Origin of the sequence: Arthrobacter sp. B10-11 (assembly GCF_033142195.1) — a bacterium.
Classification (GTDB): Bacteria; Actinomycetota; Actinomycetes; order Actinomycetales; family Micrococcaceae; genus Arthrobacter; species Arthrobacter oryzae_C.
In genome coordinates this window covers 312,074-326,704 of sequence record NZ_JAWMTH010000004.1, presented here as the reverse complement: position 1 = coordinate 326,704, position 14,631 = coordinate 312,074, and the positions used below count along the sequence as shown (strand labels likewise).

Genomic DNA, 14,631 nt, shown 5'->3' with positions numbered 1-14,631 from the left:
CTCGCCCACGCCGCAGCGCGGCCGAGGGTGCTACTCGTGGACGGGTTCACCGGTGACCCGGTGGTCCGCGTGGTTGATTGTCTCCTGGATGAGCCGGATCAGGTGCCCGTCGCGCAGGGAGTATATGACGTGCCGCCCGTCTTTCCTCGTATCCACCAGCCCGCTGAGGCGGAGCTTGGCGAGGTGCTGGCTGACGACCGTGCGGGGCACGCCCGCCCGGTCCGTGAGTTCGGTGACGGTCTTCGGTCCCTGGCCAAGCTGCCACAGCAGATGCAGCCGGGTGGGCTCGGCGAGCATCCGCAGCGTGCCGGCGGCCGTTTCCAGCAGTTCCGCTCCGGGCGCTACAGCGTGGACGAGCGAGGGTTCGTCAGCGGACGCGGCTAGCGGGATGCTCGGTTGACTGCTCAACGGGCTGCTCCTCGGTCTCGGGCCGGACTGCCTCGGGGCTGCTGCGCCGGGGCCAGGACAGGAAGGCTCCTGCGCTTCCCAGTATCGCAAGGATTGTCACCGCCAGCGCCGCCCAGCCCAGTCCGGCGGCCGCCCCGATCCATCCGGACAGCGGATAGGCCACGATGTAGCAGGCGTGCGAGAGGGAGAACTGCGCCGTGAAAACGTAGGGCCGGGTCTCCTCGGTGGAGGCGTCCCGCAGCAGCCGCGCCGACGGCGTGAGGATGGTGGAGTTGCCCGCCCCCAGCAGGAACCAGAGCCCCAGCAGCCACCACCACCCCGCACCGGGCGGCGCCAGGAACATGGTTGCGGTGGCACCGCACAGCGCCACGGGAATGACGACGGCGCCGGTCAGCATCAACGCCCGGTCCCCGAACCGCTCCAGCACAGCGGGAGCGGACAAGGCCACCACCATGGAGCCCACCCCGAAGCACGCGAGCGCAAGGGCAAGGTCCGCGTCCGGGCGGTGCAGCATGTCACGGACATAGACCACGGTGTTGACCAACACCAGGGCGGTGGGCGCCGCAACCACCACGTTCAGCGCCAGCAGGGACCGCAACCGGCTGGTGCGCCAAAAGATCCGCGCACCCAGCGTGGTCCGGTGCCACAGCGACGTCACCGGCCCCGCGGGGGCCATAGCCTGCGGCAGGACTGTCAGGGCGACCATAATGGCGGAGAAAACAAACCCGAACACTGTGCCCAGGAACAGGTTGTTGTAACTGACCACCGTCAGCAGCAGGGCTGCTGCCGCGGGACTGACCAGCGCTTCCATGTCGTACGCCAGGCGGGACAGTGAGAGGGCCCGGGTGTAGTCGCGCTCATCTTTCAGCACACTGGGGATCAGGGACTGGAACGCGGGAGTGAAGGTCGCGGACGCCGATTGCAGCAGGAACACCACGACGTAGATCTGCCAGGCCTCCGTAATGAACGGCAGGCACAACGCCATACCCGCGCGGACCAGGTCCGCCCCAATCAGCACCGGCTTCTTGGGCAACCGCGCCACCAGGGCATTGACCACCGGCGCGAACGCCACGTACGCGAGCATCTTGATGAGCAAGGCCGTGCCCATGACGGCGCCGGCGTTGCTGCCTTCAAGATCGAACGCAAGCAGGCCCAGCGCCACCGTCAAAAGCCCGGTTCCCAGCAGGGCGACCACCTGCGCGGCAAACAACCGGCGGTAGGTGCTGTCCCGCAAAACCGTAAGCATGGCCCAACTTCCCAGTGTGCATAAGTGCATGAGTGTGCACTTAATAGCCTAAGTGGTGGGGACGAGCACATCAAGCCGCGGCGAAACGGCTTCCCTGGCTCCCAAGGATTACGATCGGTCGCATGCATGAGCTAAGCGACCGCGTGCCCGGGCAGGCAGTCATCACCAAACTGCTGGACGTTCGCGAACAGGACGCCGAGCGTTCCCTGCTAGGGCGGTTTTTCGGCGCCAATCCGCTCAGCGCGGACTCCCTGCCCTGGTACCGCGGCGCTCTGGGCGAAATGGCCGTGGGACGGCTGCTTGCGGCGTTGGGGCCGGAATGGACAGTCCTTCACGCCGTGCCGGTCGGTACAGGCAATTCGGACATCGACCATGTCCTGATCGGGCCGGCCGGGGTCTTCACCCTCAACACCAAGAATCATTCCGACCAGCCCGTATGGGTGGCCGGACGGACGCTGATGGTGGCTGGACAGCGAACTCGCCATATCCCCAATGCAGCGCATGAGGCGGCCCGGGCGGGCAAATTGTTGGCTGCGGCATCAGGCGTTCCGGTGAACCCCACGGGCGTGGTGGTGGTTATCGCACCCAGGAGTCTGACCATCAAGAAGAAACCCGACGGTGCCAAAGTTCTCACCGACCGGCAGCTGCTGCGCTGGCTCCGCGGTTTGCCGCCTGCGCTCCCCGCCGATCAAGTTTTCAGGCTTGTGTCCGCCGCCCGGGCGCCGCGGACCTGGCACCGGAATCCTGTGCCGCAAGGCGATCCGGTAGAGCTCCAGCACCGTTTCAATTCACTCCGGGACGTTGTGGAACGGGCACGACGGCGGCGCCTCCTGTGGGTGCTCGCCGCCTTCGTCGGATTTTTTACGGTGACGGTTGGGAACGTGTTTCTGTAGCCGCCGCCTGGCTGGTGTTCCAGCTGGCGAGGAAGTCGAGTTGTTCCTGGGCATGGCTGCCGGCGTCAGCGGTGTAGGCGATGAGGGTCAGTCCCTCGCCGGGCAGTTCCAGGGCGTCGCCCGTAAGTTCGATTTCGCCGATGAGCGGGTTCCGCATTGTTTTCCGGGCTGTGCGGTGGAAACGGACGTTGTGTCGTGCCCAGCGGGTGGAGAACTCGGCGCTCCCGGCGGCGAGGTCTCCGATGAGGCTGTTGAGCGCGCGGTCACGGGGGTTTCGTCCGGACTCGACCCGGAGCGCGGCGGCGAGATCGTCGGCGATTGTTTCCCATTCAACGAAGAAGTCCCGTGAACGCTCGTCCAGGAACATCAGCCGGGCAAGGTTCACGGGCAGCGTGGCCGGGCTGAAGATGCCGTTGTACAGGGCGAAGCAGAGGCTGTTCGCGGCCAGCACGTCCATGCGGGAGTTCCGGACGTAGGCGGGAGTTCCTGTCATCCCGGCCAGTATCCGTTCGATGCTGGGGCGCAGCAGTTCCGCCCGTGGGCGCCGTGAGCCTGCCGCCCTGGCTGGCGCCGCCGCCTTGGCCAGGTCCAGCAGGTGGGCACGTTCTGCCTCGTCGAGCTGCAGGGCGCGGGACAACGCGTCGAGGACCGAATCGGAGACGCCACGCAGGTTTCCCCGTTCCAGGCGGGAGTAGTATTCCGTGCTGACACCGGTCAGCATGGCCACTTCCTCCCGCTTGAGACCGGCCACCCTCCGCGTGCCGCTGAATGCCGTGAGGCCTGCCTGGGCGGGCGTGATCCGCGATCTCCGGCTCATCAGGAACTCGCGGACGTCCTTGTTGTTGTCCATGGGATCTACGCTACGGCGCCCTGGAGCCTCCTAACAGGAACTGGCAGTACACCGCACAACAGGCACTCCCACGCGCGGGAAGGGGCTGGTTCTCTTGTAATAGCCCGCATTGATCCAGCCCCAAGGAACCCCATGAACAACGTCACCCTTAACAACGGCGTCCAGATGCCCATCCTCGGCTTCGGCGTCTTCCAGATCCCCGACGAAGAGACCCAGACCGCCGTCGAGGCCGCCCTCGCCGCCGGTTACCGCCACCTGGACACTGCAGCTTCCTACGGCAACGAGGCAGCCGTCGGCGCCGCGATCAAGGCCAGCGGAATCGCCCGTGAGGATCTCTTCATCACCACCAAGCTCTGGATCCAGCACGCTCCCACCGGCAACGTCCAGGACGACACCAAGCGCTCCTTCGACAACTCGCTCAACAGGCTCGGCCTGGACTACCTCGACCTGTACCTGATCCACCAGCCGCTCGGCGACTACTACAGCGAGTGGCGGGCCATGCAGGAGCTCAACCGGGAGGGCCTGGTCCGTGCGATCGGCGTCTCGAACTTCCACCCGGACCGGCTCGTTGACCTCATCGACCACAACGAGATCGCCCCTGCCGTGAACCAGATCGAAACCCACCCCTTCCACCAGCGCGCCGCCGACCAGGAGCTGATGCGTGAACGCGGCGTCCAGATCGAGTCCTGGGGTCCGTTCGCCGAGGGAAAGAACAACCTGTTCACCGACCCGCTCCTGAGCGCCATCGCGGAGGAACACGGCAAGTCCGTGGCCCAGGTGGTGCTCCGCTGGCTGATCCAGCGCGACGTAGTTGTCATCCCCAAGTCGGTCCGTGCGGAGCGGATGGCCCAGAACCTTGACGTCTTCAGCTTCGCCCTCACGGACGAGCAGATGGGCCGCATCGCCGCCCTGGACACCGGCGCCAGCCTCTTCTTCGACCACCGCGACCCCGCAATGGTCAGCTGGCTGGGCGGACGGCGCTTCAACTGAGCCGTCCCGCCCCTGCGGAGAGCTTGCGGAGAGGGCCCCTGGCCGGGCGATCCGGACTAGCCGCCCAGCACCACATTGACCGGCGGCTCCCCCGCCAGCATAAGGTCGATCTGCCGCTGCAGGAGCCGGCCCATGCGCGGACGCATCGCGGAGCTTGCTCCGCCCACGTGCGGGGTGATGATGACGCCGGGCGTGCCCCACAGCGGGTGGTCTTGGGGCAGCGGCTCGGGATCGGTGACGTCCAGCGCGGCGCGGATCCGGCCGGAGCCGGTGTGGCGGACCAGCGCCTCCGTGTCCGCCACCGGTCCGCGGGCCACGTTGACCAGCAGCGCGCCGTCGGACATTGCCGCAAGGAAGGCGTCGTCGATCAGGTGCTTGGTGGCGTCGCTGAGGGGAACACCGACCACCACGATGTCGTGCTCCGGCAGCAGCGCCGGCAGTTCGTCTATGCCGTGGATGACGCCGTTTTCGTCCGTCCGCCGCCGGCTGGCAACTCTGGTGACACTTGTTTCGAACGGGATGAGCCGCTGTTCGATTGCCTTGCCCACGCCGCCATAGCCCACAATGAGGACGCGGCGGTCGGCCAGGCTGGCGGTGGGCCGGGCGTCCCAGACGCCGTCCTGCTGGCTCTTCATGAGCCGCGGAAGTTCCCGCTGGCTGGCCAGGATCATGGCCAGCGTCAGCTCGGCAGTGGATGTCTCGTGAACGCCGGCCGCGTTGGCGAAAACCCGGCCTTCCGGGAGCGAGTCGGCCACGCCGTCGTACCCGATTGACTGGCTCTGCACCAGGGCGGTCTCCACCGCCTCAAGGTTCCGGAGAACCCGCGTTCCGCCCATATACGGCGGGACCACGATGTCGATCTGCGGCTGCGGCGGCTCCCCCGCAAAGTCCCACTCAACAACGGTGACGTCCGGGTGCGGCGTCATGTACTCGCGAAGTACGGCATCGGGCAGGCTGACAGTGATCTTCCGGGTCATGATTGCCAGCCTATTGGAGGGACGGTAGGTGACAGGAACTGGTGTCCGGCCTCCGGACGGACCCGCGTTGGTCCAAGGGATTGGCGGGTGTCGCGGGACGTTCTCTTGAGCAAACGCGCCGAAGATAACCGCATGGATATCGTTGATCACTACGCCCTGAAGACAGGCTTTGCGCCCTTGGCAAATGGTTCGTTCGCATCGTTGAGCGTCCAAAGTCTGGGCATCCTCCGAGTTCCCTCGGGCCGGCTCGGCGCGTGTGATCCGTTCGTCGAACTTGAGCAGCCAACGGTGGTGCTCGTTCCGTCAGGAGATTATCCGGTCAGTGTCACCATCGCCGATGTTTCCGAAGAGCAGGACGGATCACACAAGCGTGAGGCCTATTTGTCCGTCATATTGTCCGACGCAGAGCCAGCTACAGTCGAGCTCGCTCCGGGACTTGGCGGACCCCCGGGTGAAGGGGAGTTTTTTGGCGTCGGAGTGGATGCGGGAACAGTTGCCTTTGTTGACGCCGACTCCGTCGCTCGCTGCATGCCAGCCGAAGGCACGAACTGGTACGAGGATGTCTACGATTCCGACGAACCGGACTCTTGGTTTTCCCTCATGGACGCCGAGGCGCCTCTTCCCGCCGGTTTGGCCAACATAGTGATGCCCAGGGCAACGGCCGGGGAAAACGTCGTGCTTGCTCACTCCGGATGGGGTGACGGGTTCTATCCACTCCTACAGACAAGGGCCGCGGACGGACATGTCACTGGCATACATGTCGACCTGCGCGTGGTTGGAAAATTCGACGAGGAAACGGCGGGACCAATCACGGCGAATGAACCGGCCGCGCCCGAATCGGCGCCGGTAGCTCGAAAAAGGCGCTGGTTCGGACGGCTGCTCGGACGATGATGCGGGCGTATGACGAGCGCGCACTGCTAGTGAGGTTGAACAGGCTGGACCGCTGGGCGAAGACAGCCTTCGCCACTGCGTGCGCCCAACGGCTCTATCCCCTTTATGAGCGATATGCGCGTTCGGCTCAAACAACGGCAAAAGCCCGAAGATTGGCCGAGATCCTCTCATGCACTTGGGACGTCACCTCTGGACGCGTGGAGAATGCGGCGGCGGCCAGGGCCCGCGAGGACGAAGCTGTGGACTCCGATTTCGTGCAAGCTGCCCTATCGGCCATCGACCGGTACCTCGTGACTGCTGAGTCGTCTCCACCCTCATGGCTTCAACTCCGGCAGAGCGCGGGGATTGAAGGGCGAATCTGGGCGGCGACATTTCCCTGAGTCGGCCCGGGGAAAGGCACGGACCCGGAGGAACTGCACCCCTACAGGGCCCCGAGGTGCTCCTACCGACGAGTACTCTTGGGTGCTTCTATATTCGTCAAGCAGCGGTCCCCCGCTACCTTGTAGACAAGAAGTACGGTAAGCAGTAGCACGGCAGTGTGGTGGCAAGTTGGGGGATGTCTGATGAATAAGAAGCGCCAGCTGGGTACATCCATAGGGCTCATCGGCATCGCAGTCCTATTGGTCAGATTCCTAGTTCAACTCGACGAATCCCTTAGCTACCCGGACGGTCTTAAGGTTCTCGGGGTTGCCCTCCTCATCATGGCGATTGTCATACCGTCATGGTTAGTGTGGCTGTTCTATAAAGCGAGAACGTTCAAGACGTGGCTGCAGCTAAACCATCCCGGAGGCCTGGTCGTCGACACCCTTTGGACAGGAAAGGAACTCGGAAGGTTCCTTAAGAAGGGTCCGTTGACTTCAAAGACGAAGGGGACGGGGTTCATCCTGGATTTGGTCGCAGATGCCCGTGGCCTGCAGTTGGTCCGACAACGAAGGCAACCTGTGTTTTTCGGTTTGGTGCCGTGGGAGCAGGTCGTTTCAGTAAGAATGGAAACACTCAGGAGGCCACTGAGTCGCCGTCCAATGTTGGTCATCGAGATCGATTCGTGGAACACACCCTACGTCGCAGTCATTCGGCTGGTGCCTTCCGGAAGGCAGAACAGGGAGACCGGAATGGCGCTTGCCGACATGATCTTGGCCAAGAAGCCCCGCATTCCTAAGAGATAGCCTCTTTCGTCTCGTCTAAATTGGTCAACCATTGACGAGCCGCTCCAGGTTTGAAGCTGTTGGTGAGGCAGCTTTGCCTTGTCAGTAGGGGCGGGCTCGAGTCACACCGAACTCGCTGCACAAGGGTCTCCAGCTCTGCGTGGTTTTGGGCCATATGCTCCTGGAGAGTCAGGATCTGTTTTGCAAGGCCAAATGATAGGACGCGTCCCGCCAGCGTTGCGGGGCTGTGTGCGTCGGTGTACCTTGGCCGGATGCTGAGCATTGGCTCGATCGTGTTCCGGGTTGACGACCTCCAGGCCCAGATGGCCTTCTGGCAGGCTGCCCTCGGCTTCGAGCCTCGGCATGAACCTGACGACGACTTTGTGATCCTGCAGCCGCCGGGCGGTGCGGGCACCTGCATCTCGCTGGACCGCGTCCCGGCGGCAGTGCAAATCCCGCCGCGCATCCATCTGGACCTTTACACCGAGGACCAGGCCGGCGAAGTGCAGCGGCTCCTGGGCCTCGGCGCCACCCGGGTCGAGTGGAGCAAACGGCCCGCGGACGCGGACTACGTGATCATGGCCGATCCCGAAGGCAACCGCTTCTGCGTCATCAACACCGCCGGACGGAACGGCTAAGCGGGACGGAACGGCTAAGCGGTCCGCCTGCCGAGCCACCACAGCAGGAGTCCGACCAGGCACAGTCCCGATCCGGCCACCATGATGGCCGTCCAGCCGCCGATCGGCCAGAGCACGGCCACGGCCGCGGATCCCGCGGCACCGCCGATGAAATTGCCGGTCACAAAAAGGGTGTTCAGGCGGCTCCTGGCCTCATGGGAGACTTCGAACAAACTGGCCTGATTGATCCGGTTGATCACCTGGATGGCGATGTCGATGACAATGACGGCAAGAACGATGACCACGACGGAACCGGCGCCCAGGGCCGCGGCCACCAGAGTCAGTAACGTCGCGGCCCAGGCGGCACCGGTCGCGGGGAACCCCCAGCCTCGGTTGTACAGCCAGCCGGCCCGCTGCGCGGTGATGACCCCGGCCAGTCCTGCGAGACCGAACAGTCCGATGACCGGGACCGTGTAGGAAAAGGGAGCAGCGCTGAGCAGGAAGGTCAGCGACGTCCAAAACATGGTGAAGACGGCGAAGGCGGTGGCTCCCAGGAGCAAGGTCCACCGGATCATCCGGTGCTGCGCAAGGATGGTCCCCAGCGATGCCAGAAGGGCTGCATACGGCATCGACGTCTTGGGCTCCAGCTGCGGAATGGCTCTTCGCAGCACCACGGCGAAAACGACGGCGGCGATCGCCGCGACAATGTAGACGGCCCTCCACCCGAGAAGGCCGGCAATAAAGCCGCTGATGGTCCGGGAGAGCAGGATGCCGGTGAGCATGCCCGCCGTCACGGTTCCCACCACCTTCACCCGCGCGCCAGCTCCGGCAAGGTCGCCCGCCAGGGGAACCAGCAACTGGCCGGCAACGGTGCTCAGCCCGACGGCAAACAGCGCTGTCTGGAGAACAACGACTGATGGCGCCGCCGCGCAAAGAGCGAGTGCGACGGCGGAACACAGCAGGATCAGCGGGACAACGCGCTTCCTGTTGAGGACGTCCCCCAGCGGCACCACCAGCAGGATGCCGAGCACGTAACCGATCTGCGTGAGAGTCACCAGCCAGCCGGCGGTTGCCGCGGATGACTGAAAATCGCGGGCTATGAACTCCAGCAAGGGCTGCGACCAGTAGAGGTTGCCCACAGCGGCACCTCCAGCCACAGCGAACAACAGGGTCAGCCCCCGGCTCATCAGCTGCGGCGTTGAATCAGTCTTGTCTGTGGTGCTCAAAGGGTGGTCCTCTCCATCTCGTCAGACCAGTCAAGCAACGGTTTCGACGGGCGGGAAGGCCGCGGTTAACCACGGGTGCGGCGTACCCGGGTACTGGCAGGGCCCCCCAAAGCGCAGGTCCGGAGGGCTACCATCGATCCATGGATTACCAGTCGGAGATCAGGAGTTTCCTTGTCTCCCGCCGCGCCCAGCTCTCGCCCGAACAGGCCGGAGTGCCCTTCCATTCCGGTGCCCGACGCGTCCCCGGGCTGCGCCGCGAAGAGGTTGCCCAGCTTGCCGGCGTGAGCGTGGATTACTACACCCGGCTGGAACGGGGGAAGACCAAGGGCGCTTCCGCGGAGGTACTCGAGGCCATTGCCGAGGCCCTCCAGCTCGACGACGCCGAACGCGAGCACCTCATGCATCTGGCCCAGGCCAGCCGCCCCAAACGCCGGGCCTCGGCCAACCCGGGCCGGAAGTCCGTCCGCCCGGCCATCCAGATGGTCCTCGACTCCGTCACCGGCCCGGCGTACGTGCAGAACGGCCGGATGGACCTGCTCGGCGCGAACCAGCTTGCCCGCGCCGTCTACTCACAAATGCTCGAGGATACTACCGGCCAGGCGAACTTCGCCCGCTTCAATTTCCTCGATCCCCGTGCCCGCGAATTCCACTACAACTGGGAGCAGACGGCACGCAACAGTGTTGCCCTGCTGCACGCCGCTGCGGCGCGTGATCCCCAGGACCAGGACCTCATCAACCTGATCGGGCAACTATCCACCCAGTCCACGGATTTCCGGACCCTCTGGGCATCGCACAACGTGCTGAGATACCGCTCAGGCGTCAAGCGCTACCACCATCCCTTGGTGGGTGACCTCAGCTTCGGGTTCGAGGGGTTCGAAATCGCCACCGATCCAGGACAGCTGCTGACCGTCCTTACGGTCGAACCTGGATCGCCGTCAGCGGCAGCCCTTAATCTGCTCGCCAGTTGGACTGCGCCGGCCCGCGGCGCCGTGGCCGCACCCCCGCAGCCTGTCGCGGAGTGATGAAGCCCTGCGGGCGTTGACTTCCGACGCTCTCGGCTGTTAGAAAGAATGGAAAACGTTTTCCCACGCACTGCGGCCACCCTTCCACAATTCAGCACCGAGTCGGCCTCCGCGCAGTTTGAAACGATCCAACCACGCGGAAGCCCAAACCAATGGCCGCGACCCATCCCGTTTCTAAGGAGAAGCATGGCCCCCGAAGCACAGCTCAACTGGCTCGACGGCGGCGCGCCCGCGGAGATTTCCGGCGGCACCACGTGGGGCATGCCGTTCGCCCGCGGCGCAGTTGCCGGCGCCGGCGGCATCTCCGTCTCGGATGCCGACGGGCGGACCGTCCCCTCACAGGCCTGGCCGCTGGCCACCTGGCCGGACGGCTCGCTGAAGTGGGCCGGCATCGCCCTGCCGGCCACCGATTCCCCCTCCGCGCACTACCGGGTAATGTCCGACGTCGGCACCCCGCCGGCGGCTGGACGCCCGCCGGCGCCTGAGGCCTCGCCGGCGCCTGAGCCCGCACCGCAGGTCGCCGTGACGGAAACGGAGGACACCATCACGGTGTCCACCGGCACGCTGGACATGGTCATCAGCCGCACCGGATCAGCCCTGTTTACTTCCCTCTCCCGCGGCGGCACGGTGGTGGCAGAGGACGCCCGGCTGGTCAGCCTGCTCCAGGACGGTGTCCCGGAAGGCCCTGGCAACGCCAGCCGGCACGCGTTCACCGGCGAGGTGGCCGCCGTCGTGCTTGAACAACGCGGCCCGGTCCGCGCGGTGGTCCGGCTGGAAGGCGCGCACCGGCCGGACGCCCCCGCAGACGGAAGGCAGCGCAGCTGGCTGCCGTTCGTGGTCCGGTTCTACTTCCACGCCGGCGCCCGCAGCGTACGGATGGTCCACTCCTTCGTCTGGGACGGTGACGCGGAGCGCGACTTCCTGGCCGGGCTGGGCGTCCGCTTCACAGTTCCGCTGGAAGGCCAGCTCCACGACAGGCATGTGCGGATCGCAGGGGCCGGCGGCGGTTTCCTCACAGAGGCGGTGCGCGGCCTGACCGGGCTGCGCCGGGACCCCGGCGACGACGTCCGCCGAGCCCAGGTCGCGGGGCAGGCAACCCCGCCGCTGGAGGAGTGGAGCGAGTTTGTCTCCACGCGGCTCCACCTGATCCCCGCGTGGGGGGACTACACCCTGACCCAGCTGAGCGCGGACGGCTTCGAGCTACGCAAGCGCACGGCTGCCGGCCACGGCTGGGTGGGCATCTCCGGCGGCACCCGGGCGGCCGGGTTCTGTTCCCTGAGCACTCCCGGCGGGGGCTTCGGCATCGGCGTCCGCAACTTCTGGCAGTCCCATCCCGGCCAGCTGGACATCCGCAGCGCCGCCACGGCGCAGGCGGAAGTGACAGCCTGGTTCTACTCCCCCGAGGCGCAGCCCATGGACCTGCGTTTCTACCACGACGGCCTGGGCCAGGACACCTTCGAGGACCAGCTCGAAGGCCTGGAAATCACCTACGAGGACTACGAGCCCGGCTTTGGAAATCCCCACGGCATCGCCCGTACGCACGAGCTGACGCTGTTCGCCTACGCATCCACGCCGGACACCCGCGCCCTCGCCGCCGACGTGGAGGCATCCTCCACGCCGCCCCTCCTGCAGGCCACCCCGGAGTACCTGCACTCAGCCGGAGTGTTCGGCGATTGGTCGCCCGTGGACCGCAGCACGCCGGAGCGGGCCGGGCTGGAGGACAAGCTGGACTTCCTGTTCGACTTCTACGCCGGCCAGGTGGAGCAGCGCCGCTGGTACGGCTTCTGGAACTACGGCGACGTGATGCACACCTACGACGGCGACCGGCACGCCTGGCGCTATGACGTGGGCGGGTACGCCTGGGACAACTCGGAGCTCTCCCCCGACCTGTGGCTCTGGTACATGTACCTGCGGTCCGGCCGGGCGGACGTGTTCCGCTTTGCCGAGGCCATGACCCGCCACACAGGTGAAGTGGACACCTACCACGCGGGCCCCTGGCAGGGCCTGGGCTCCCGGCACAACGTCCAGCACTGGGGCTGCAGCGCCAAGCAGCTCCGCATCAGCACCCCTGCCTACCGCCGCTTCTACTACTACCTGACGGCCGATGAACGCACCGGCGACCTGCTCTCCGAGCTCGTGGACAGCGACCGGAACTTCCTGGGCCTGGACCCCACGCGGAAGGTGCGCCCGGACGCCGCCACCTACCGGCCGGACCGCAGCGCGCTGGCCGTGAGCCTGGGAACTGACTGGGGGTCCCTCGCAGCAACGTGGCTGACCGACTGGGAGCGCACCGGCAACCCCCGCTCGCGGGACAGGCTGCTGGGCACCATGGCGGACATCGGCGCCCTCAAATACGGCTTCCTCACGGGCGAGGCGCTGTACGACCTGGATAAAGGAAGGTTCGACGCCGGCCGCGAAGCCATCAGCGTCTCGCATCTCTCCGCGGTGTTCGGACTGGTGGAAATCTGCAGCGAACTGGTTAGCCTGGTGCCGGACGCCGCCTTCGAACGCGCGTGGCTGCAGTACTGCCGGCTGTTCCTGGCCTCGCCGGAGGAACAGGTTGCCGAGGTGGGCCGGCCGCTGGACGGCATCTACCTGACCCAGGCCCACAGCCGGCTCTCCGCCTACGCAGCCTCGCGGCTGGGCGATGCCGGGCTTGCCGCCGGCGCCTGGCTCAGCTTCGCGGAGGGCGGCGAACACCTCAACCACGCGGAAGCGTTCACGCTGCGGAAGATCGAACCGCCGTACGTCCTCACCCCCGTGGACGAGGCAGCCACGGTGTCCACCAACGACGCCGCACAGTTCGGCCTGGCGGTGATCCAGAACCTGGCCCTGATCGGCGAGCACCTCCCGGCACTCGAACCCGCCCCCTGAGCGTTACCGGACTGCCACGGGTTCGACGGCGGCATCAGCCGCCGGTGCGCCGGCCGCCGTCGGACCTTCCGCCGTCGTGCTTTCCGGAGTTTCCGATGTTTCGGTGACCTCACCGCGGAAGGCGCGGAGCATGGCGTCGCGGTCGAACTGGCCCTCCCATTTGGCCACCACGAAGGTGGCCACGCAGTTGCCCAGCAGGTTCACGGAGACGCGCATGGAGTCCATGAGGCGGTCCGCGCCGAGGAGCAGGGCCACACCGGCCACCGGGAAGATGCCCAGCGCGGCCGCGGTGGCCGAGAGCGCCAGGAAGGCCGATCCGGGGACGCCCGCCATCCCCTTGGACGTCAGCATCAGGATGCCCAGGGCCGCGAGCTGCTGGCCCAGGTCGAGGTTGTACCCGAAGGCCTGCGCCAGGAACAGCAGGGAGATGGACAGGTAGAGCGCGGCGCCGTCCAGGTTGAACGAGTAGCCGGTGGGCACCACCAGGCCGGTGGTGGCGCGGGAGCAGCCGGCGTTGGTCAGCTTGGTCATGATGCGCGGCAGCACGGACTCGGTGGACGCCGTGCCGAGCGCCAGCAGGAACTCCTCACGGCTGTACTTGATGAACTGCCACAGCGGGACGCGCGGGTACACCCAGGCCACCACGAACAGCAGGCCGATGAAGATGATGGCGGCCCCGTAGCAGGCGGCGATCAGCAGCGCATACGTGCTCAGCGAACCGAGGCCGTACTGGCCGATGATGAACGCCATGGCGCCGAACGCACCCACCGGCGCCACACGCATCACCCAGCCCATGATCTTGAAGAACAGCTCCAGCACCGTCTCGAGGAGATTCACCACGGGCAGGCAGCGTTCCCGGCCCACCACCACGATGGCCGCCCCGAAGAACACCGAGAAGCAGAGCACCTGCAGCAGGCTGTTGGAGGCGAACGCGCCCACCACGCTGGCGGGGATGATGCCCAGCAGGAATGCGCCGGCATCCTTGGGCGGCGCCGTGCCGGTCTTGGCGTTGAGGGCGTCCTGCGAGAGCGTGTTCGGGTCGATGTTCAGTCCGGCGCCGGGCTGCACGATGTTGCCCACCACCAGCCCGAACACCAGGGCGAAGAGCGTGGCCCCGGTGAAGTACAGCAGCGCCTTTACGCCCACACGGCCCACGGCCTTCACGTCGCCCACGGCCGAAATACCGGTGACGATCACCAGGAAGATCAGCGGCGCGATGATCATCTTGATCAGCTGGATGAAACCGTCGCCCAGCGGCCGCAGCGCCGAGCCGAGGTCAGGCCAGAAGTGGCCGATCCCGATCCCGAGGCACACAGCCACGAGGATCTGGACGAACAACGACTTGTACAGCGGCTTCTTCAGCGGTGTGCTGCTTGCGTCGGGCGCCAGGGGCGAGGGAAGTTTCATCAGGGGCTGCCAATCAACGGGGAAACGGCGCACTGGACGCCTGAAGGTCATAGGCAACGCTAGGATCCCCGTGTTTCCGGAATGC

Annotated in this window: 14 protein-coding genes; 8 read left to right on the top strand and 6 right to left on the bottom strand. The window is 66.1% G+C overall.

Annotated features, from left to right (window positions below):
• Positions 1–30 precede the first annotated feature (30 nt).
• A complete protein-coding gene (locus RW112_RS14580; RefSeq protein ID WP_305942434.1) occupies positions 31–408 on the bottom strand; it encodes an ArsR/SmtB family transcription factor in 378 nt (125 codons plus the stop codon).
• The gene (locus tag RW112_RS14575) at positions 368–1,654 is read right to left on the bottom strand and encodes an MFS transporter (RefSeq protein WP_317782465.1); all 1,287 of its coding nucleotides are present in this window, start codon (positions 1,652–1,654) and stop codon (positions 368–370) included. Before RW112_RS14575 ends, RW112_RS14580 begins: the two co-directional genes overlap by 41 nt.
• Positions 1,655–1,776: 122 nt before the next feature.
• On the opposite strand from RW112_RS14575, the gene RW112_RS14570 reads away from it, so the two are divergent.
• Positions 1,777–2,547, top strand: a complete 771-nt coding sequence (locus RW112_RS14570) for a nuclease-related domain-containing protein (protein ID WP_317782464.1) — start codon at positions 1,777–1,779, stop codon at positions 2,545–2,547.
• Here the strand turns inward: RW112_RS14570 and RW112_RS14565 are convergent.
• Positions 2,516–3,397 (bottom strand): helix-turn-helix transcriptional regulator, encoded by an 882-nt coding sequence (locus RW112_RS14565; protein WP_317782463.1) that lies wholly within the window; start codon positions 3,395–3,397, stop codon positions 2,516–2,518. The two genes, RW112_RS14570 and RW112_RS14565, sit on opposite strands and share 32 nt — an antisense overlap.
• 132 nt (positions 3,398–3,529) lie before the next feature.
• Between RW112_RS14565 and RW112_RS14560 the strand changes: the two genes are divergently transcribed.
• Positions 3,530–4,387: an aldo/keto reductase gene (locus RW112_RS14560; protein ID WP_317782462.1), complete on the top strand. Its 858-nt coding sequence runs from the start codon at positions 3,530–3,532 to the stop codon at positions 4,385–4,387.
• 56 nt (positions 4,388–4,443) lie between these two features.
• Here RW112_RS14560 and RW112_RS14555 read toward each other — a convergent pair whose 3' ends face one another.
• Positions 4,444–5,364: a 2-hydroxyacid dehydrogenase gene (locus RW112_RS14555; RefSeq protein WP_317782461.1), complete on the bottom strand. Its 921-nt coding sequence runs from the start codon at positions 5,362–5,364 to the stop codon at positions 4,444–4,446.
• A gap of 132 nt (positions 5,365–5,496) precedes the next feature.
• Between RW112_RS14555 and RW112_RS14550 the strand changes: the two genes are divergently transcribed.
• From RW112_RS14550 to RW112_RS14540, 4 genes are all read left to right on the top strand, one after another.
• Positions 5,497–6,255: a DUF4241 domain-containing protein gene (locus RW112_RS14550; RefSeq protein ID WP_317782460.1), complete on the top strand. Its 759-nt coding sequence runs from the start codon at positions 5,497–5,499 to the stop codon at positions 6,253–6,255.
• Positions 6,252–6,635 carry a DUF416 family protein gene (locus RW112_RS20880; protein WP_411709909.1) on the top strand — a complete coding sequence of 128 codons (384 nt, stop codon included), beginning with the start codon at positions 6,252–6,254 and terminating at the stop codon, positions 6,633–6,635. The genes RW112_RS14550 and RW112_RS20880 overlap by 4 nt, the downstream gene beginning before the upstream one ends.
• 183 nt (positions 6,636–6,818) lie before the next feature.
• Complete coding sequence (locus RW112_RS14545) at positions 6,819–7,421, top strand: hypothetical protein (RefSeq protein WP_317782459.1); 603 nt, start codon at positions 6,819–6,821, stop codon at positions 7,419–7,421.
• Between the two features lie 251 nt (positions 7,422–7,672).
• Positions 7,673–8,038, top strand: coding sequence for a VOC family protein (locus tag RW112_RS14540; protein WP_317782458.1), 366 nt, complete (start codon positions 7,673–7,675; stop codon positions 8,036–8,038).
• Between the two features lie 14 nt (positions 8,039–8,052).
• Here RW112_RS14540 and RW112_RS14535 read toward each other — a convergent pair whose 3' ends face one another.
• On the bottom strand, positions 8,053–9,243 hold the full coding sequence (locus RW112_RS14535) for an MFS transporter (protein WP_317782457.1): 1,191 nt from the start codon (positions 9,241–9,243) through the stop codon (positions 8,053–8,055).
• 140 nt (positions 9,244–9,383) lie between these two features.
• Between RW112_RS14535 and RW112_RS14530 the strand changes: the two genes are divergently transcribed.
• Both RW112_RS14530 and RW112_RS14525 read left to right on the top strand, forming a co-directional pair.
• Complete coding sequence (locus tag RW112_RS14530; RefSeq protein WP_317782456.1) at positions 9,384–10,265, top strand: helix-turn-helix transcriptional regulator; 882 nt, start codon at positions 9,384–9,386, stop codon at positions 10,263–10,265.
• A gap of 186 nt (positions 10,266–10,451) precedes the next feature.
• A complete protein-coding gene (locus RW112_RS14525; protein WP_317782455.1) occupies positions 10,452–13,139 on the top strand; it encodes a Tat pathway signal sequence domain protein in 2,688 nt (895 codons plus the stop codon).
• A 3-nt stretch (positions 13,140–13,142) separates the two neighbouring features.
• Here RW112_RS14525 and RW112_RS14520 read toward each other — a convergent pair whose 3' ends face one another.
• Positions 13,143–14,546, bottom strand: coding sequence for a cation:dicarboxylate symporter family transporter (locus RW112_RS14520; protein ID WP_317782454.1), 1,404 nt, complete (start codon positions 14,544–14,546; stop codon positions 13,143–13,145).
• Between the last annotated feature and the right edge of the window lie 85 nt (positions 14,547–14,631).

Bases quoted from the DNA above. Each gene is read 5' to 3' on its own strand.
- RW112_RS14525 (WP_317782455.1), top strand. From the start codon at position 10,452: ATGGCCCCCGAAGCACAGCTCAACTGGCTCGACGGCGGCGCGCCCGCG.
- RW112_RS14530 (WP_317782456.1), top strand. From the start codon at position 9,384: ATGGATTACCAGTCGGAGATCAGGAGTTTCCTTGTCTCCCGCCGCGCC.
- RW112_RS14550 (WP_317782460.1), top strand. From the start codon at position 5,497: ATGGATATCGTTGATCACTACGCCCTGAAGACAGGCTTTGCGCCCTTG.
- RW112_RS14540 (WP_317782458.1), top strand. From the start codon at position 7,673: ATGCTGAGCATTGGCTCGATCGTGTTCCGGGTTGACGACCTCCAGGCC.
- RW112_RS14520 (WP_317782454.1), bottom strand. From the start codon at position 14,546: ATGAAACTTCCCTCGCCCCTGGCGCCCGACGCAAGCAGCACACCGCTG.
- RW112_RS14555 (WP_317782461.1), bottom strand. From the start codon at position 5,364: ATGACCCGGAAGATCACTGTCAGCCTGCCCGATGCCGTACTTCGCGAG.
- RW112_RS14560 (WP_317782462.1), top strand. From the start codon at position 3,530: ATGAACAACGTCACCCTTAACAACGGCGTCCAGATGCCCATCCTCGGC.
- RW112_RS14565 (WP_317782463.1), bottom strand. From the start codon at position 3,397: ATGGACAACAACAAGGACGTCCGCGAGTTCCTGATGAGCCGGAGATCG.
- RW112_RS14570 (WP_317782464.1), top strand. From the start codon at position 1,777: ATGCATGAGCTAAGCGACCGCGTGCCCGGGCAGGCAGTCATCACCAAA.
- RW112_RS14545 (WP_317782459.1), top strand. From the start codon at position 6,819: ATGAATAAGAAGCGCCAGCTGGGTACATCCATAGGGCTCATCGGCATC.
- RW112_RS14575 (WP_317782465.1), bottom strand. From the start codon at position 1,654: ATGCTTACGGTTTTGCGGGACAGCACCTACCGCCGGTTGTTTGCCGCG.
- RW112_RS20880 (WP_411709909.1), top strand. From the start codon at position 6,252: ATGATGCGGGCGTATGACGAGCGCGCACTGCTAGTGAGGTTGAACAGG.